Origin of the sequence: Clostridium pasteurianum, assembly GCF_001705235.1 — a bacterium.
GTDB lineage: Bacteria > Bacillota > Clostridia > Clostridiales > Clostridiaceae > Clostridium_S > Clostridium_S pasteurianum_A.
Genome location: NZ_MCGV01000001.1, coordinates 2,279,502 through 2,298,191 on the forward strand (window position 1 = coordinate 2,279,502; position 18,690 = coordinate 2,298,191).

The 18,690-nt window shown below is 30.2% G+C and carries 14 protein-coding genes and 1 tRNA gene; 13 read left to right on the plus strand and 2 right to left on the minus strand.

Annotation, left to right across the window (positions count from 1 at the left end):
* Positions 1-9: 9 nt before the first annotated feature.
* From BEE63_RS10115 to BEE63_RS10135, 5 genes are read left to right on the plus strand one after another with little or no spacing between them, the layout of a single operon-like run.
* Positions 10-1,011 carry a DUF2232 domain-containing protein gene (locus tag BEE63_RS10115; protein ID WP_066021266.1) on the plus strand — a complete coding sequence of 334 codons (1,002 nt, stop codon included), beginning with the start codon at positions 10-12 and terminating at the stop codon, positions 1,009-1,011.
* Entirely contained in the window at positions 1,011-2,996 is a 1,986-nt protein-coding gene (locus BEE63_RS10120; RefSeq protein ID WP_066021267.1) for a DHH family phosphoesterase, read from the plus strand. The genes BEE63_RS10115 and BEE63_RS10120 overlap by 1 nt, the downstream gene beginning before the upstream one ends.
* Before the next feature lies 1 nt (position 2,997).
* Complete coding sequence (gene rplI, locus BEE63_RS10125; protein WP_066021268.1) at positions 2,998-3,441, plus strand: 50S ribosomal protein L9; 444 nt, start codon at positions 2,998-3,000, stop codon at positions 3,439-3,441.
* Between the two features lie 16 nt (positions 3,442-3,457).
* Positions 3,458-5,362, plus strand: a complete 1,905-nt coding sequence (gene lonC / locus BEE63_RS10130) for a Lon family ATP-dependent protease (protein WP_066021269.1) — start codon at positions 3,458-3,460, stop codon at positions 5,360-5,362.
* 12 nt (positions 5,363-5,374) lie between these two features.
* Positions 5,375-6,703 carry a replicative DNA helicase gene (locus tag BEE63_RS10135; RefSeq protein WP_066021270.1) on the plus strand — a complete coding sequence of 443 codons (1,329 nt, stop codon included), beginning with the start codon at positions 5,375-5,377 and terminating at the stop codon, positions 6,701-6,703.
* Between the two features lie 138 nt (positions 6,704-6,841).
* Here the strand turns inward: BEE63_RS10135 and hsp18 (BEE63_RS10140) are convergent, their stop codons facing one another.
* On the minus strand, positions 6,842-7,306 hold the full coding sequence (hsp18, locus tag BEE63_RS10140; RefSeq protein ID WP_066021271.1) for a heat shock protein Hsp18: 465 nt from the start codon (positions 7,304-7,306) through the stop codon (positions 6,842-6,844).
* Between the two features lie 74 nt (positions 7,307-7,380).
* Positions 7,381-7,839, minus strand: coding sequence for a heat shock protein Hsp18 (gene hsp18 / locus BEE63_RS10145; protein WP_066021272.1), 459 nt, complete (start codon positions 7,837-7,839; stop codon positions 7,381-7,383).
* Positions 7,840-8,135: 296 nt separating this feature from the next.
* On the opposite strand from hsp18 (BEE63_RS10145), the gene BEE63_RS10150 reads away from it, so the two are divergent.
* The 8 genes from BEE63_RS10150 to BEE63_RS10185 all read left to right on the plus strand — a co-directional run bounded on the left by BEE63_RS10150 (position 8,136) and on the right by BEE63_RS10185 (position 18,631).
* A tRNA-Thr gene (locus BEE63_RS10150) sits at positions 8,136-8,211 on the plus strand.
* A 237-nt stretch (positions 8,212-8,448) separates the two neighbouring features.
* A complete protein-coding gene (locus BEE63_RS10155; protein ID WP_066021273.1) occupies positions 8,449-9,780 on the plus strand; it encodes a helix-turn-helix transcriptional regulator in 1,332 nt (443 codons plus the stop codon).
* A 364-nt stretch (positions 9,781-10,144) separates the two neighbouring features.
* The gene (locus BEE63_RS10160; protein WP_066021274.1) at positions 10,145-11,476 is read left to right on the plus strand and encodes a helix-turn-helix domain-containing protein; all 1,332 of its coding nucleotides are present in this window, start codon (positions 10,145-10,147) and stop codon (positions 11,474-11,476) included.
* 460 nt (positions 11,477-11,936) lie between these two features.
* The gene (locus BEE63_RS22130; RefSeq protein ID WP_066021275.1) at positions 11,937-13,949 is read left to right on the plus strand and encodes an Ig-like domain-containing protein; all 2,013 of its coding nucleotides are present in this window, start codon (positions 11,937-11,939) and stop codon (positions 13,947-13,949) included.
* 284 nt (positions 13,950-14,233) lie between these two features.
* Complete coding sequence (locus BEE63_RS10170) at positions 14,234-15,619, plus strand: leucine-rich repeat domain-containing protein (RefSeq protein WP_066021276.1); 1,386 nt, start codon at positions 14,234-14,236, stop codon at positions 15,617-15,619.
* 230 nt (positions 15,620-15,849) lie between these two features.
* Entirely contained in the window at positions 15,850-16,263 is a 414-nt protein-coding gene (locus BEE63_RS10175; protein WP_066021277.1) for a ferritin family protein, read from the plus strand.
* 85 nt (positions 16,264-16,348) lie between these two features.
* A complete protein-coding gene (locus tag BEE63_RS10180) occupies positions 16,349-16,633 on the plus strand; it encodes a DUF4491 family protein (protein WP_066021278.1) in 285 nt (94 codons plus the stop codon).
* Positions 16,634-17,023: 390 nt separating this feature from the next.
* A complete protein-coding gene (locus tag BEE63_RS10185; protein ID WP_066021279.1) occupies positions 17,024-18,631 on the plus strand; it encodes a glycosyl hydrolase family 28 protein in 1,608 nt (535 codons plus the stop codon).
* The last annotated feature ends 59 nt before the right edge of the window (positions 18,632-18,690 follow it).

The following is an 18,690-nucleotide window of genomic DNA, read 5'->3' on the forward strand; positions in this document are numbered from 1 at the left end:
GAAAAATCTGTGCAAAATTATAATATGAAGGCCATAGGTGAAACAATATTAATGTCTGTAATTTTAGCTATGTTAATATTATTAAATGTATATTCCTTAGGTATGGTTCAACTAATTATTTTTCTTATTCCATTACCTGTTTCAATAATATATGTAAGATATAATTTTAAGTATGCATTAATCTGTATGGCGATAGCTTTATTACTTGGAAGTGTTTTTGCGACTCCAATTTCAGCAGCTTTAACTTGGCTTATGTTTTTAATTCCAACGGCTGCATTTTGTTATAGTTATAAAAAACAATTTAAGTTTTCTAAAGCATTTATTATTATAACGGTAGCATATGTTATTGCAATTATATTTGAATATACAGGGATAATAAAAATAGAGAGTAATACTACCTTTATTCAAATTGTTAATTATATCGTAAGTTCAGCTCAGGCAAGTATGAATTCAGTTGAAAAGGTATATATAGATGCTGGGATGAACAAACAGCAGGTAGATGAAATTTTAGATATTCTAAGGCAAACTTTTACTAAAAGTAATATACTTATGATAGTTCCAGGTTTATTAGGAGTAGTGTCTATTATTTCAGCATATTTATTATGCTTTATAGGAGGAAAAATTTTTAATAAATTAGGTGTAGAATCTAATTATAATATTAAAATATATAATATATATACTTATAATTTAGTTTTAGCTTTTTCCATAATTGCTGTATGTATAGGATTATTACTGAGAAGTAGGAATATACTTATTGGAAGTTACATTTATTATACTGTAGCTTTAACAGTAGGACTTTGGCTTTTAGCTAGTGGCTTATCTTTAATAATTTACTACTTAAAAAGTAAAACTAAGCTTAAAAATGGAATTATAGCTTTAATCGTAATATTTACTTTTATACTCTTTCAAAGTGTAGGCTATATGTATATGATTGTAGGATTTGTTGATTCGTTTGTAGATATCAGGAAAATTGGAAGAAAAAAAGGTGGCAAAGAACAAGGTGAAAAATAATGAAGAAAAGATATAGTGGGTTTTATAATGAAAATTCATCATATATGATTATTAATTTTGCACTTATAATATTTATGTTTGTATATGGTCACTATAAAACGAGTATAATTGCTTTAATTATTACAATTTTTGTTATTGGATATAGTTTTCAAAGATTAAGATCAAAAAAGGATGAATGGAAAGATTTTATAAAGGATTTTTCATCCAGTTCAGATATTGCAGCAAGAAATATACTTATTAATTCGCCCTTTCCTGTAATAATAAGCAGTGAGAAAGGTAATGTTTTATGGTATAATCAAAATATTTCTAATGTATTTAAAGAGGATATATTGGGAGTTAATCTATCAGCTATTATTGATGAGGAAGATCTAAGTGAATTATTAGGAGAAAACTGTAAAACTCATAAAAATTTAAAAATAAAAGATAAATATTATGATATATATAGTAGCAGGATAAAGATTTTTAAGCAGGATAAAGAAATACTTTTAATATATTTTTATGATGTTACAGATAGGTATAAATTTGAAAACGAAATCTCAAATTGTAAAACTTCAGTACTATTAATTGAAGTTGATAATCTTGATGAAGTTGTAAAAAGTACTCCAGAAGATAAAAAACCTTTACTTAAAGCTCAGATTGAAAGAACTATAAATAGCTATGCAAAGAATATAGATGCTATGTTTAAAAAGTATTCTACAGGGAAATATGTTCTTGTTGTTCAAAATAAAAGACTTAAAAGTGAAGCTAAAAAGAAATTTGAAATATTGGATCAGATAAGAGAAATTAACATGGATAATAGTGTAGCTGTAACTTTAAGTATTGGCATCGGTAAATCAGGGAAAACACCTATTGAAAATTATAATTACGCTGTTTTGGCTAAGGAACTTGCACTAGGACGTGGTGGAGATCAAGTTGTAATAAAGGATGGTGAAAAGTTACTATTTTATGGTGGAAAAACTAAGGAAGTTGAAAAGAGAACTAAAGTTAGAGCAAGGGTTATAGGTCAATCTTTGGTTGATTTAGTTAAAGAGAGTACCAGTGTTTTTATAATGGGTCATGTAAATCCTGATATAGATTGTATTGGTGCTGCTATAGGATTATATAGTGTATTAAGCACTAAGGTAAAGGGAGAAATACATATAGTACTTGATAGTACTAATTCCAGTGTTAATGAGATTATAGATAAGTTAGTAACACAATATGATGAGTACAAAAATGTATTTATTAAGAGTGAAGACTGTTTAAAAATTGTAGATATGAGCTCAATTTTAATTTTAGATGATGTTAATAGCCGAAATTATGTACTTAGTGAAAAGGTTATGCAGAGTGTAAGCAAAATAGTTGTAATTGATCATCATAGACGTGCTGCAAATTATATTAAGGATACTATTTTAAGCTATATTGAATCTTATGCATCATCGACATCTGAATTAGTTACAGAAATGATACAATACATGGATGAAAATCACAAACTTAAACCAATTGAGGCAGAAGCGTTACTTGCAGGAATAGTTGTGGATACTAAAAACTTTTCTTTTAAGACAGGAGTAAGGACATTTGAGGCAGCAGCATTTTTAAGAAAGAATGGCGCTGATACTATTGAAATAAAAAAACTTTTTTCAAGTGATTTTGAAAATTATGTTAAAAAGTCTGAAATAATTAGGTCAGCCAAAATAGTCCACAATAATATTGCAATTGCAGTGTGCCCAAGTGAAATAGATAATAATGTCATGGCAGCTCAAGCAGCAGATGAGCTTCTTAATATAACTGGTATTAAGGCATCTTTTGTTCTTATTAAAATAAAGAATAATATACTTATAAGCGGAAGGTCTTATGGAGATATAAATGTCCAGATAATACTTGAAGCTTTAGGTGGTGGTGGACATATTACAATGGCTGGAGCTAAAATAAAATCATCATCAGTTAATGATATTCTTATAAATTTAAATAAAGCAATAGATAAATATTTAGAGGAAGGTGAATAATATGAAGGTAATATTGTTAAAAGATATAAAGAGTGAAGGAAAAAAAGGAGAGGTTATAAACGTATCAGATGGATATGCAAGGAACTTTTTATTTCCTAGGAAATTAGCTGAGGAAGCAAATAATAATAATATGAGGGTTTTAAATTTAAAGAAAGATGCTGAAAGAAAGCAAAAGCTTGAAGAAACAGAGGCAGCGCAGAAGCTTGCTAATGAGCTTAAAGGTAAGGTATTAAAATTGTCAGCAAAGGCAGGAGAAAACGGAAGATTATTTGGTGCAGTAACAAGTAAGGATATAGCAAATGAAATAAAAAAGCAATTTAAAGTGAGTATAGATAAGAAAAAGGTTAGTACTGAAACTATAAGACAGCTTGGAAATTATGAAGTTGAACTTAAATTATATCCTGAAATTTCAACAAAAATAAAAGTATTGATTTCAGAAGGTTAATGAGAGGAGTTAACGGGTGAAATTGCATAATGATTCAGAAGAGATTAAAACACAAGATAATAAAGCTATCCCTTTAGAAGTTCAAGTTGATGCTTTATATGATACTGTAAAGAACATTTTAAGTGAAAAGACTATTAGGGCTAGAATTGTTAAGTATAAACTTAATAAACATATATCAAGCAAAAATTATGCACATAAGATATATGCAATAAATAAAATTATAAGTGAAGAGAAGGGAATAGATACTATTCCTTCAAATGAAAAAGAAATTTATGATGCTATAGAAAGTACAACTAAATGTATTGTAGAGGCTGTGGCAAAAAAATATATTGAAAACCAAATCGAAAGTCAGGTTGAAGATGCTTTAGTTAAAAAGCAAAATAAATATTTAGATGAAGTAAGATTAAATATAATAAGAAAGAAAAAGGGCTCTGAAAATAAAAATACTTTAAATAAATATGATAAACTAAAAAAACTCGAAAAAATTAGATTATCAAAGAGTATGCAAGGACTGCTTAGACCACAGTCATTTTCAGAGATAGTTGGACAAGAGAGAGCAGTAAAGGCACTTTTGTCAAAGTTAGCGTCACCATATCCACAACATATAATATTATATGGTCCTCCGGGTGTTGGAAAAACTACAGCTGCTAGAATAGCACTTGAAGAAGTAAAAAAACTTAAGTATACACCGTTTAAGAAAAATGCAAACTTTGTAGAAGTTGATGGTGCGACACTTAGATGGGATCCTAGGGAAATAACAAATCCTCTTTTGGGTTCAGTTCATGATCCTATATATCAGGGAAGTAAGAGGGATCTAGCAGAAACAGGAATACCGGAACCTAAAACAGGTCTTGTAACAGATGCTCATGGTGGAATATTATTTATTGATGAAATAGGAGAACTTGATATAATGCTTCAAAATAAGCTTTTGAAAGTTCTTGAAGATAAGAAAGTTGAATTTTCATCATCTTATTATGATCCTGATGATGAAAATATGCCTAAGTATATAAAATATCTTTTTGAAAAAGGGGCTCCAGCTGATTTTGTATTAATAGGAGCAACTACAAAAGAACCATCTGAGATTAATCCTGCATTGAGATCTAGATGTACAGAAGTATACTTTGAGCCATTGTCATCTAAAGACATAATTAAAATATTAGAGAATGCAGCAGCAAAACTCAATGTAACTGTAGAAGATGGTGCTTTTGAGTTAATAAGCCAGTATACTATTCAGGGTAGAAGAGCTATAAACATATTAGCAGATGTATATGGTTATGTATTATACAGTAAAGGACTTACGCCTGAAGATGGTATAGAAATTAAAATTAAAGATGTAGAAACAATAATAGGAATAAGCAGATTAACACCATATGAGAAAATAGATTTAGGCAAAAAATACGAGGTTGGCCATGTATTTGGACTTGGAGTTATGGGATTTATGGGTTCAACCATTGAAATAGAAGCTGCGGCTTTTCCTGCTAAAGAAAAAGGAAAAGGAACTATAAGATTTAATGAAACAGCTGGAAGTATGGCAAAGGATTCAGTTTTCAATGCGGCTTCAGTTATAAGGAAATTAACAGATAAAGATATTAAGGATTATGATATACATGTTAATGTAATTGGAGGGGGAAAAATAGATGGCCCTTCAGCTGGAAGTGCAATAACAGTATGTATATTAAGTGCGTTATTAAATAAAGAGGTCAGACAGGATGTTGCTATGACTGGTGAAATTTCTTTAAGAGGAAATGTTAAACCTGTTGGAGGAGTTTTTGAGAAGATTTATGGAGCAAGAAGAAAAGGAATAAAGCTTGTAACGGTTCCAGTTGATAATATTAAAGATGTTCCAGAAGGGCTTAAAGACATAGAAGTAAAAAGCGTTTCAACAATAGAAGAACTTGTTAATATAGTTTTTAAAAAGTAGGAGGAATGAAAAATGGATGCACCCCTTAGAGTTATGCCCCAGAATTTAGAGGCGGAGCAGAGTGTGTTGGGTTCCATGATAAGTGACAAGAATTGTATAGCTCAAGCAGCTGAGACGTTAAGGGGAGAAGATTTTTATCGCGAAAACCACCAAATTATCTTTAATGCTATGATAGGGCTTTTTCAAAAGGATATACCTGTAGATTTAATAACTCTTTTAGAATATTTGAGATCGACAGATAAGCTTGAAGCTGCAGGTGGAATAACATATGTAACACAAATTAGAGATTCTATTGCATCTACAGTTAATATTCAATCTTATATAAAAATTGTAAAAGATAAGTCAATTTTAAGAAGACTCATAAAATCTTCAAATGACATAATAGAAGAAAGTTACTCTAAGCAGGATGATGTTGAAAAAGTCTTAGATGGTGCTGAAAAAAGGATATTTGATATAGCACAAAATAAGGTTACAAGTGATTTTGAGCCTATGAATGTCGTACTTGAACGTGGCTTTGAACAGATAGAAAAACTTTATAATAATAAGGGAGAATTAACAGGGGTTCCGTCAGGATTTCCAGAATTAGATGCTAAAACTTCAGGATTCCAGAGTGGAGATATGGTGCTTATAGCAGCAAGACCTTCAATGGGAAAAACTACTTTTGCACTAAATATAGCGGAATATGCAGCACTAAGAGCTGGAAAAAGTGTAGTAATATTTTCTCTCGAAATGTCAAAGGAACAACTTGCGTATAAACTTTTATGCTCAGAAGCAAATGTGGATATGTTGAAACTCAGAACTGGAAATCTTGAGGATGAGGACTGGGATAACATAGCTAAAGCTTCTGGCCCACTTGCAGATGCTAAGATTTTTATTGATGATACTGCTGGAATAGGTGTAATGGAAATGAGATCTAAATGCAGAAGACTTAAGATAGAGCATGGTATAGACCTTATAGTTATTGACTATTTGCAGCTTATGAGCGGAAGTGGAGAAAGCAGACAGCAGGAAGTATCTGAGATATCAAGATCCATAAAAGCTCTTGCTAAGGAAATGCAATGTCCGGTTATTGCTCTTTCCCAGCTGTCACGTGCGCCGGAACAGAGAAATGATCATAGACCTATGCTTTCTGACTTAAGAGAATCTGGTTCTATCGAGCAGGATGCCGATCTTGTTATGTTTCTTTATAGAGATGAATATTACAACAAGGAAACAGAACAGAAAAATGTGGCTGAGTGCATAATAGCAAAACAAAGAAATGGTCCTACTGGAACTGTTAATTTGGCTTGGCTTGGTCAGTATAGTAAGTTTGGAAGACTGGATATAATACATCAAGAATAAAAAAATACAAGACTGCCACAATAAATATTGTGCACAGTCTTGTATTTTTTTATATAAACTATCCACAGTCAGGACAAAATAATTATAGTCTTGTGGATAAGATAAAGGAGGAAAAGTTAAATTGTGAATAAATTTTTATTAGTGAATGTCTATTCTTTTTGTGGATTCTTTTCCTTTAACCTTTTTAGGTAATACTATTTTAAGAACACCATTGTTAAAGGAAGCATCAATATTTGCTTCATCTATATTATCCACATAGAAACTTCTTCTTGATTCGCCATAGCTTCGTTCACGTCTTACGAAATTGTTTTGGTCATCTTTGCTTTCAACTATATCTTCTCTCTTAGCGCCAATAGTTAAATAGTTGTTATCATACTCAAGAGCAATGTTTTCTTTCTTAACTCCAGGTAAATCTGCTGCTACGGTATATTTATTTTCATCTTCCTGTACATCTACAGTGAAATTTCCCATATTCATATTATTAAATTGTGCTGGTGCGAAAAAATCATCCGAGAAGAAGTTGTCAAACATTTTATCAAAAAAGTCGCCTCTTCTCATTAAACCATTATTATTATTTTTTCTAAAAGGAACCATTCCAAACATATTATCTAACCTCCTAAATTTTTTATATTAGTATTTATTATTATATGTGAATTTTTTATTTGAATTAGCTTTTATTAATGAATGTCTATTTGCTTTGAAGATTCTTTTCCTTTAACCTTTTTAGGCAAAATTATTTTGAGAACACCATTGTTAAAGGAAGCGTCAATATTTGTTTCATCTATATTATCTACATAAAAACTTCTTTTAAGCTCTCCATAGCTTCGTTCACGTCTTACGAAATTATTTTTATCATCTTTATTTTCGGCAATATCTTCTCTTTTAGCACTTATTGTTAGATAGTTATTATCATATTCAAGATTAATATTTTCTTTTTTAGTTCCAGGTAAATCAGCTGCAACTATATAATTATCTTCATTTTCTTGTACATCCACATTAAAGTTTCCCGTATTAGTAAATGACGTTGGTGCGAAAAAGTCATTTGAGAAGAAGTTATCAAACATTTTATCGAAAAAGTCATCTCTTCTCATTAAATTATTGTTGTTATTTTTTTTAAAAGGAACCATTCCAAACATGTTATCAACCTCCTAATATTTTTTGAAAATATTGAATGTTTTTATTTTTCTCTCTTTCCTTTTTACAAATATATAATAGTCTAAAAGTCAAAGAAAGTCAAAATCAAAAATAATTTTTAATAGTGAGAAATATTTAGATATAATGAGAATTATGCATATAATTTTAAATTTTAAAAAAATATAAATATATTTGCTCAATTTTATTTGAAATAGGTAATTATAATAAATTGTATAAAAATTTTTTAGCAAAAAGTTGTATGAAACCAATTAATGTAGTAAAATATATTTCGTAGTATGCTCCTGTAGCGCAGTTGGTAGCGTAGCTGATTCGTAATCAGTTGGTCACAGGTTCGAATCCTGCCTGGAGCACCAGAAAAAGACGTCTCAATGATTTGAGACGTCTTTTTGTTTAATAATGAAAACAGTCCAACTAATTTATATATAAATTTAACGTGAGTAGCAGCTGAACAGTATGCTAAAAGAAATAATTTGAAGTTCGAAATTTACTAATTTATTTATGTCGTAATGTATTAACATATAGTGAAATATATGGTACAATTAACGTAACGAAAATGTTTTACAAGTCATGTTAATAAAGGGGTTTTAAGTATGGCAAGTTATGAGATACTGTCTATTGGCGATAAACTTAAAAACTTAAGAGAAAAATATAATGTGAGGCAAGACGACATAGCTGGCGGAGATATTACTAGAAACCTTATAAGTCAGATAGAACATGGTAAGGCAAATCTTACTAGGAATGCTGCCGAAATTATATTAAAGAACCTAAAGAAAATTTGTGTTCAAAAGCATATCAAAGTTGATGAAAGTATAGAATATTTAATGGAAGATGAAAAATCTCAAGCTAATAAAATACTTGATGATTATATAAAAGAGCTTAAAGATTTGAGTGTTTATAAGGACGGGAGTTTTACCGAGAAATTAACAGAGGTAGAAGGGTTCTTGACTAATTGGAATTTAGTTGATAAAAAGATAGTCATTTTTGAGTTGGCTGGAGACTATTTTTCCAACGCTAATGATTTTTATAACAGTTCATTGTATTATGAAAAGGCAAAGGCGCTAATGGACGTTAACGTTTATACCGAGGACTTAGTATCCATCTTAAGAAAGCTTTCAATGATTTATTCTTACATGGATAAATATGAGGAAAACATAAAATGCTGTGATTTCGCTCTAAATCAGTTCGGGGACAAACTAAGCGAGCAATACCGCTCTATATTTCTTTTCAATAGTTCATTATGTTATTCAGGATTAAAGAAATATAACATAGCTCTCGACAGATTAAAAAAGTTAGAGCCTATAATCAAAGGCACAAATACGGATAAGTATTGTGAGGTGCTGGGGCAAGAGGGATTCTGTTTAGGAATGCTTGAAAAACACAATGAGGCACTAGACGTGTTTAGTAGAATACTTAAGTTAGTGAGCGAAGATAATCTTGAATTACGGGTGTTAGTAATGTTTAATTTGGTAGACGCTTATATTAATCTTGGCAATATAGACATGGCAAAACAATACTTAGAAAAGATAGCTCAAACCATAGATAAAGTACCACATACAGCAAAGAGTATCCCTTATCTATACCGTGAAGTCGGAAAGATACACAAAAAATTAAATGAAATAGTGACCGCAAAATCGTATTATTTAAAATCCTTGGACTATGCTAAGACATACAAGCAATACAACATAGTAAGAAGTGTATTAAATGATTTATTTGACATATACATTATTGACAACGATGATAAATCAATTAACGAAGTTAAAGACATGTTTTTATTAAACGTAGGTAACGAGCAAAAGGTTGATGTACAGTTAATGAATAAGCTTTTTGAGTACTATTTGAATCAAAAAGACTATGAAACCTTGAAAGAAATTCAAAAGTTTATTAAATTATATATGAAAGGTCGTGGCTATAATGTTATTTAAAAATCATAAATGGGGCATGAAATTGTTACTTTTATCAGTATTGGTTGTGGGGGCGTGTGTAGCGCTACCACATATTAGCTCTTTGTTGTCATATTCGCCTATGTTGGGTTGGTAATTGATAACGTTTCACATAGCAAAACAAAAGGGGGCTGTACCGCTAAATCGATTAGTGGCGCAGCCCCCTTTTGTTATTGTTATTCTATAGTTACTAATTTCTGCGTGTGTTTAATTTAGAAAATTTTATCTAGTATTGTTCTAAATAAGATTAAAATAAATTATACCATGTTAACAAATAATGAAGGATATGGTACAATTAACGCAACCAAAATATTTTATAAATTGCGTTAATGAAGGGGTTTTAAGTATGGGAAGTTGTAAGATACTAACTATTGGAGATAAACTTAAAGATTTAAGAGAAAAATATAATGTGAGGCAAGACGACATAGCTGGCGGAGATATTACTAGAAACCTTATAAGTCAGATAGAGCATGGAAAGGCAAATCTTACTAAGAGTGCTGCTAAAATTATATTAAAGAATCTAAAAAAAATCTGTGCTGAAAAGCACATAAAAGTTGATGAAAGTATAGAGTATTTAATGGAAGATGAAAAATCTCAGGCTAATAAAATACTTGATGATTATATAAAAGAGCTTAAAGATTTAAGCATTTATAAAGACGGAAGTTTTGTTCATAAATTATCTGAGGTGGAAGAATTTTTTATTGACTGGAACTTAGCCGATAAAAAAATAGCCGTTTTTGAGCTAGCAGGAGATTATTTTGCTAATACAAACGACTTATATAATAGTTCAATGTATTATGAAAAAGCTAGGGCGTTAATGGACGTTAGCGGTTATACCCAAAATATCTTCTCCGTTCTAAGAAAATTATCAATGGTTTATTCTTACATGGATAAATATGAAGAGGATATAAAATGTTGTGATTTCGCTTTAAATCAGTTTGCACATAAAATAAGTCAACAATATCGTTCTATATTTCTTTTCAATAGTGCATTAGGTTATTCGGGATTAAAGAAATATGATATAGCACTTAAACGACTAGCAAAGCTAGAAACTATGATGAAGGATACAAGCACAGATAAGTATTGTGAAGTGCTAGTGCAAGAGGCATTTTGCTTAGGGATGATGGAAAAGTACAATGAAACACTAGACATATGTAATAAAGTACTTAAGATTACGAGAAAAGATAATTTCGAGTTATGTGCTCTAGTTATGTTTAATATGGTGGATGCTTACATTGATCTGGGCAAGAAGGAAATGGCAAAACAATACTTGGAAGAGATAGCTCAAATCATAGACAAAGTACCACAGACGGCAAAGCGTCTCCCTTATCTATACTGTGAAGCTGGAAATCTGCACAAAAAATTAAATGACAATAAAATGGCAAAAGCATATTATTTAAAATCTTTGCAATATGCTAAATTGTACAAGCAATACAACACAATAGGAAGTACATTAAATGATTTATTTGACATATATTTTCAAGATAACGATTATAAAGGAATTAACAAAGTTAAAGACATGTTTTTATTGAATTTAAGTGACGAGCAAAAAGTTGATGTACAATTAATAAACAAGCTTTTAGAATATTACTTGGAGCAAGAAGACCATGAAGCTTTGAAAGAAATTCAGAAATTCATTAAATTATACATGAAAGGTCGAGGGTATAGCGTTCTTTAAAATCATAAGGGTAGTGTTAAGTTAGTGCTTTTATCTGTGTTGGTTGAGGGTACTTGTGATTAATTTGCAAAATTTTATTTGTTATTATTCTAAATAAGGTAAGCCTGATCAGGTAATCACAGGTTTAAATGTTGCATGAAATACCAGTAAAATAGCGGACTGTATAAGAATACAGTTCGCTATTTTTATATGCGGAAATTTAAAATACCTTTGATATTATGAGGTGCCTATTGTATATGGGAATAAATTTTAAATTTGGTATTAAAATCATATTGCTATATTGATATGGAATTTGCAATAATATATACTATTAATGTAAGTAATCGTATTTTATTGGTTTGTATAGTTAAAATTAAAAAATGTACAAGGATATATAAATGGTGGAGGTGTAAAATGTTTTGCATTAACTGCGGCAAAGAATTAAAAAGTGACAGTAAATTTTTTATGGAGGGGTAAATTAATGAATATATTATTTAAAAATAAGATTGTAAATCTACTAATAGCAGCAAGTTTGGTTATTAGTTTAATAGGAGTTATACCTACTAAGAATGTAGCAGCTGATGCTACTGATCAGATTGGAGTCCAATATAAAGCACAAGTACAAAATATAGGTTGGCAAAAGGATGTATTAGATGGTGCAGATGCAGGAACTGTAGGTCAGGGATTGAGAATGGAAGCTGTTAAACTCAATTTAACTAATGCTCCAAGTGGTACATCAATACAATATCAAGCTCATGTTCAAAACATAGGCTGGCAAAAGTGGGTATCAGATGGACAAGAAGCTGGTACAGATGGAAGATCTTTAAGGGTTGAAGCAATAAGAATTAAACTTAGTAACCTACCAGGGTATTCAGTTCAATACAGGGTTCAAGTTCAAAATAGAGGATGGACAAGTTGGGTTAGTGATGGACAAGAAGCTGGTACAACAGGAAGTGGTTTAAGGCTTGAGACAATTGAAATTAAGTTAGTTAAAGCAAGTAATAATAGTGAAGTTGGCGTATCCTATAAGGGACATGTTCAAAATATAGGTTGGCAGGATTCAGCTGAAAATGGTCAAATAAGTGGAACAGAAGGACAAGATTTAAGAGTAGAAGCATTTAAAATTGGATTATTAAATGCTCCTGCTGGTGCACATATAAGATATCAAACACATGTACAGAACATAGGTTGGCAAATCCCTGTAGAGGACAATGCAGAAGGTGGAACAGATGGCAAATCGCTAAGAGTAGAAGCTGTAAAAATTGCCTTAGAAAATCTCCCAGGGTATTCAGTACAATATAGGGCACATGTTCAAAACATAGGCTGGCAACAATGGGTGTCAAATGGACAAGAAGCAGGAACAGATGGTAAATCACTAAGAATTGAAGCAATAGAAATAAGAATAGTTAAAACTACTGATGTAAATACAACACCAGTGCCATTTATAGGTGATATAAATGTATTGGCAATAAAATTAAATAAAACTACAGATACCATAACTACAGGAACTACTGATACTTTAATTGCTACAGTAGCACCAAGCAACGCTACAAATCAGGCAGTTAAATGGACATCCTCAAATAATAATGTAGCAACAGTAGATAATACCGGAAAAGTAACAGCAGTAAGTAAGGGAACAGCAACTATTACAGCTACTACAGATGATGGAAATAAAACTTCAAGCTGTGATGTAACTGTAAATGATCCAGTAGTAGCAGTATCGTCAGTAAACTTAAATAAAACTACAGATACCATAACTGTAGGAAATACTGATACTTTAACTGCTACAGTAGCACCAAGCAACGCTACAAATCAGGCAGTTAAATGGACATCCTCAAATAATGATATAGCAACAGTAGATAATACCGGAAAGGTAACAGCAGTAAGTAAGGGAACAGCAACTATTACAGCTGCTACAGATGATGGAAATAAGACTTCAAGTTGTGATGTAACTGTAAATGATCCAGTAGTAACTTTCAAAGATAGTAATTTAGAGCGAGCTGTAAGACGAAGTATTAATCAGCCAACTGGGGATATTTATAAAAGTCATGTTATAAATATTAATTGTATAGTTTCAGATGAAGTAAATATAACTGACTTAAGTGGAATTGAAAACTTGTTGAATTTGCAGCATATTGAGATGAATAAGGATAAAATAAGTGACATAAGTGCATTAAAAGGATTAACAAATTTACAATCTCTTTATATATATGATAATCAGATAAGTGACATAAATGCACTGAGAGGGTTAACAAATTTAGCATACCTCAACTTAGATAGTAATAAGATAAGTGATATAAGTGCATTGAAAGGATTAACTAATCTGCAGTCCCTTGATTTGAGTAACAATCAAATAAGTGATATAAGCGCATTAAAAGGATTAACTAATCTAAAAGATCTTTATCTATATGGTGATAACATAAGTGATTCTGATATTCAAGAATTACAGAAAGCTTTACCTATTACGTTTATACATTATAAATATAATAAGTAATATAATTAAATGGATTTTGAATATTGGAGGTTTAGATATAGCAGTTGCTTAAATAATTAAGTAACATTTAATAAAAAAGCATGGTGTAACTACAAATTAGCTTGTCACAGGTTGAAATTTCGCCTAAAGTATCATGCTGGGCCTTGTAAATTTAGTGTTTACAGGGCCTTTTTTGTTTTTTGAAAAACTCAATTTAACATTAATTTCAAAATAAGTATATACTTGAATGTATTCAGACGCTATAATATAATACATATATGTAACAATATTCAAGGAGGCATGGTATGAAAAATATTAAATGCAAGGTTAACTTAATTTTAAGTATTTCTTTAATAGCTAGTTTAATTTTTACTACTATGAGTTTTAATGGAGCAATGATACCGACTAATAACAATGTATATGCGGCAACTGCTAAAAATGATACTGTAGTAACTTTTAAGGATAAAAACTTAGAACAACTTGTAAGAGAAACTATAGACAAGCCTACAGGTAAGCTGTACAAAAGTGATGTTGTGGGTATTACTAAACTGAGTACTAATAAAGAAATAACCGATATTAGCGGTATTGAGAATCTAACAAACCTACAATATCTTAGTTTGGAGGATAGTTCAGTAGGTCTTTTTAATGATATAACACCATTAAAAGGTTTAACTAATTTAAAATTTCTTAAAATAATAAATAATAGGATATCAGATATAAGTCCATTAAAAAATTTAACAAAACTGCAATCACTTTGCTTAGATAATAATGAAATAATGGATGTAACACCGTTAAAGGGTTTAACTAATTTAAAATCTCTTGATCTAGAAGAAAACAAAATAAAAGATGTAAGTTCATTAAAAGGGTTATCTAGATTAACTAATCTTGATCTTGATGACAACGAAGTAGGAAGTATAAATGATTTAAGTACATTAACCAAGTTAACAACATTACGTTTGGATCATAATGTGATTACAGATATAAGTCCTTTAGAAGGATTAACTAATCTTAACTTAATTATTTTAAGCGGAAACGAAATAAGTAGTATTGAGCCATTAGAAAAATTAACTGAACTACAGAATCTTGATTTAAGAGGTACTCACATAAAGGATATAACTACTTTAAAAGGTTTATATAAGTTGCAAGAACTTTATTTAGATGATAATGAAATAACGGATGTTACTCCGCTAAAAAACTTGAAGAATTTGAAGGAGTTATATTTAAGTTGGAATCCAGTAAAAGATGTAAGTTCTTTAGATGGAATGCCAAACTTACAAGTTCTTAATTTGTATAATACTAAAGTACAAAGTGTATCATTAAGTAATTTGCCAAATTTGGAATTGTTAAATTTAGGTAATACAAGAGAACTAACTAATGTATCTTTAAATGGATTGCCTAAATTACAATCAGCTTATATAACGTTTTGTAAATTTGTAGTAAAATTTTCATTTAATAATTTGCCTAATTTAACTTTTCTTGATTTAAGTAGTGAGGGTCCAATTGATTTGAATCAAATTAAAGGATTAACTAGTTTAGTATATCTTAAGTTGTATGATGATAGGATAAGTAATGTAGATATATTAAAGGAATTTACAAATTTAAAAACGCTTATTTTATGGGGAGATCAAATAAGTGATACTGATAAAAATGGGTTAAAGCAAGCATTACCTAATTGCGATATACAATATTAATCAATTAAATTAATATAAAGGTATTTATTTTTTCTTGATGATTTATAGGGAGCGTTCACAGAAAGGTGATGTCCTGTAAATATTGCAGCTTCAATTATTGTTGCTGCTTTTTTTTTATTCAAAATACTTTTAAAAATATATTGACAATAACTTTTAGTGGTAGTATTATAAGAATATAATCAATTGAGCACAATTAAATTTAGAAAAATTAATATAAAGGGGATAATAATATGGAAAAAGTAAATTTTATAGGTCAAACAAAGAACAGTGAAATAGAGGAGCTTATAGGAAGAGGCTTTAAGGGTGAATCGGGAGCAGTAGGTATATACTATGGCTTGGCACTTGTTTGCAGGGAAAAAGGTTTAGATGATATTGCAGAAGGGCTTGAAAAAATAGCATCGGATGAGGCAAGACATGCTGGAATGTATGCAGTGTTAAATGGAATGATATCAGATGATGTTATAGCTCAAATAAATAAATTCTTTAAGGTTGAGGCAAATGAACTTAAGAATGTAACTGCATTGGCAGAAAAAGCTGGAGAGCTAGGATTAAAAGATGCAAAAGAGATGATCGCTAAATCTTATTTTGATGAGGAAAATCACGTGAAGATATTAAAAGAATTATTTGAAAAGCACAGTAAGTAGTTCATATTCAGGAGATAAAACATTGTATAATATACTTATACGATGTTTTTTTATGTATTAATAATAAGTAGGAGGAAGAGGTATATTGAATTTTAAGGGAATTATAATAGCGGTAATTTCTTTTTTTATTATTGGAATCTTTCATCCAATTGTAATTAAAACAGAATACTATTTTGGCAAAAAAGTGTGGCCTGTATTTTTAATATTAGGAGTACTTTTTATAGGAATATCTATTTTTCAAAAGCAAATTATTTTATCTGTAGTTATGGGCATTATTGGAGCTACTTGTTTATGGAGTATTAAAGAAATATTTGAACAGGAAGAAAGAGTTAAAAGAGGTTGGTTTCCAGATAATCCAAATAGAAAATGAACAAATTTTAACAAATACTTAATCTACATTTTTAGTTCTTAAAATTTATATAATATTTAAAATATATAATAGTAAATGAAATGAGCTTAGTTAGTTTTGTTAATTTGTAAATGTAAAGTTGTTTTTTGTTCTCTTTAAAGGATTTACAGGAAGTGTTCCCCGGCATGCAATATCTTGTAAATCTTGCAGCTTCAATTATTGTTGCTGCTTTTTTTATACTATTATATTGATAAAAGAATTAAAATGGTGATTGCAAGAAAAATAACATGAAAAATTGAGATGCTTTAGCCAATACATTTATAATAGTATAATATGTTCATACCATAAATTGAATAAGGACTTAAAAATTGGTAGAATATAAATATACTAAAAATTGGAGGGTGAGTTAAAATGGAGAAGAAATTCAATCTAAAGTCTATGCTTTTTATAGCAACTTGTTTATTTGTAGCCTGCTTTGTTAACGTTAACAAAACAGAAGCTAAGGCAGATACTGTAAATGTGCCTCAGAATGTCACAGTTCCAAGTCTTGGATATTCGGACAGCAGTGTTACTATAATTTGGGATAAACCATTAGATTATTCAAAGGTTAAAAGCTATAATATTTATGAAAATAATTCTTTATTAGCTAATACAACAAAATTGAATTATACAGTTTTTAATTTAAAGCCAGATTCAGTTTACACATTTAAGGTTCGTGCAAAATATGCGGATAATACTGAGTCACCTGATAGTAATGTGGTAACACAAAAAACAGCTGTAAGAACTCAAATCTTTGATGTAACTAAATACGGTGCAGTAGGTGATGGAAAAACCTTAAGCACTAGTAAAATTCAAGCGGCAATAAACGCTTGCACAGATGGAGGTACTGTTGTAATTCCAAGTGGTACGTTTTTATCTGGAGCATTATATTTAAAAAGTAATATGTCATTAAGGATAGATGGAACACTTCTTGGTAGTGATAATACTGATGATTATGCTTTTACAAGTAAGAGATTTCCATATTATGATACAAGCAATTATATGGGTCTTATAAATGCGTATACAACTAGCTATGGAAGTATTTCTAATGTTAAGATATATGGAAATGGAACTGTAAGCGGTGGAACTTATTCAAAAGGAAATCTTACAACCCTTGGACAAGCTCAAACCAAACTAAAAGGAGATAAAGCAAGGGGAGATTTAATTACAGCTAAGGGAGTAACAGGTCTTTATCTCGGAGGACTTAATATTATAAATCCATCAGAACATTCTATATTTGTAGGCTATAGCAAGAATGTAACAGTAGATGGAGTTTCAGTTAAAACTTACGGTATACACAATGCAGATGGTATAGATTTAGCTACTACTGATAGTGCAAATGTATTTAATAGTTATTTCGATAATGGAGATGACTGTATAAATCTTAATGCAGGCTATGGTATGGATGCAGTAAAAGAAAATATACCTGATAGCAATATTAGAATATTTAATTGTACCACTGGGCGCGGTCACGGAGGGGTAGTTTTTGGAAGCTACACAGGAGCATGGATTGAGGATGTTTCAGTTGAGGATTGTATTTTTAATGGAACAAACATAGGCCTTAGATTTAAAACAAGCAAAGATATAGGTGGAGGAGCTAGAAGAGTTACGATAAGAGATATTTCTATGAGTAATATTTTAAAAGATGCAATATTTTTTGACAGTAATTATGGGCTTACTAAAGTACAAAATCCAGCACCAGTACCAGGACATTTTGAAGATATTTCTTTATCAAATATTAGTTGCCAGAAGGCTGGAGGATATGGAATATGGGCAAATGCTCTTCCAACTCAATACAACAGTGGAATAAACTTAACAAATGTTACTTTGGATTCATGTAAAAAGGGTGCATCAATAAATTATCTTAAGGATAGTACATTTAATGGAGTTACTTTTACAAATAGTGGAGCAGCACCTTGGAAGATTGGAAATGGAACTACAAGTAATGTTAAATATGTAGGTTGTACACCTCAGCCTTAGAAATATAGTGATATCTATATTATTCAAAAATACTTATAGTGGATTCTACATTTTAGCGT

Coding starts and splice junctions, on each gene's coding strand:
- BEE63_RS10120 (WP_066021267.1), top strand. CDS start 1,011: ATGAAGAAAAGATATAGTGGGTTTTATAATGAAAATTCATCATATATG.
- rplI (WP_066021268.1), top strand. CDS start 2,998: ATGAAGGTAATATTGTTAAAAGATATAAAGAGTGAAGGAAAAAAAGGA.
- BEE63_RS10135 (WP_066021270.1), top strand. CDS start 5,375: ATGGATGCACCCCTTAGAGTTATGCCCCAGAATTTAGAGGCGGAGCAG.
- hsp18 (WP_066021271.1), bottom strand. CDS start 7,306: ATGTTTGGAATGGTTCCTTTTAGAAAAAATAATAATAATGGTTTAATG.
- hsp18 (WP_066021272.1), bottom strand. CDS start 7,839: ATGTTTGGAATGGTTCCTTTTAAAAAAAATAACAACAATAATTTAATG.
- BEE63_RS10155 (WP_066021273.1), top strand. CDS start 8,449: ATGGCAAGTTATGAGATACTGTCTATTGGCGATAAACTTAAAAACTTA.
- BEE63_RS10160 (WP_066021274.1), top strand. CDS start 10,145: ATGGGAAGTTGTAAGATACTAACTATTGGAGATAAACTTAAAGATTTA.
- BEE63_RS22130 (WP_066021275.1), top strand. CDS start 11,937: ATGAATATATTATTTAAAAATAAGATTGTAAATCTACTAATAGCAGCA.
- BEE63_RS10170 (WP_066021276.1), top strand. CDS start 14,234: ATGAAAAATATTAAATGCAAGGTTAACTTAATTTTAAGTATTTCTTTA.
- BEE63_RS10175 (WP_066021277.1), top strand. CDS start 15,850: ATGGAAAAAGTAAATTTTATAGGTCAAACAAAGAACAGTGAAATAGAG.
- BEE63_RS10185 (WP_066021279.1), top strand. CDS start 17,024: ATGGAGAAGAAATTCAATCTAAAGTCTATGCTTTTTATAGCAACTTGT.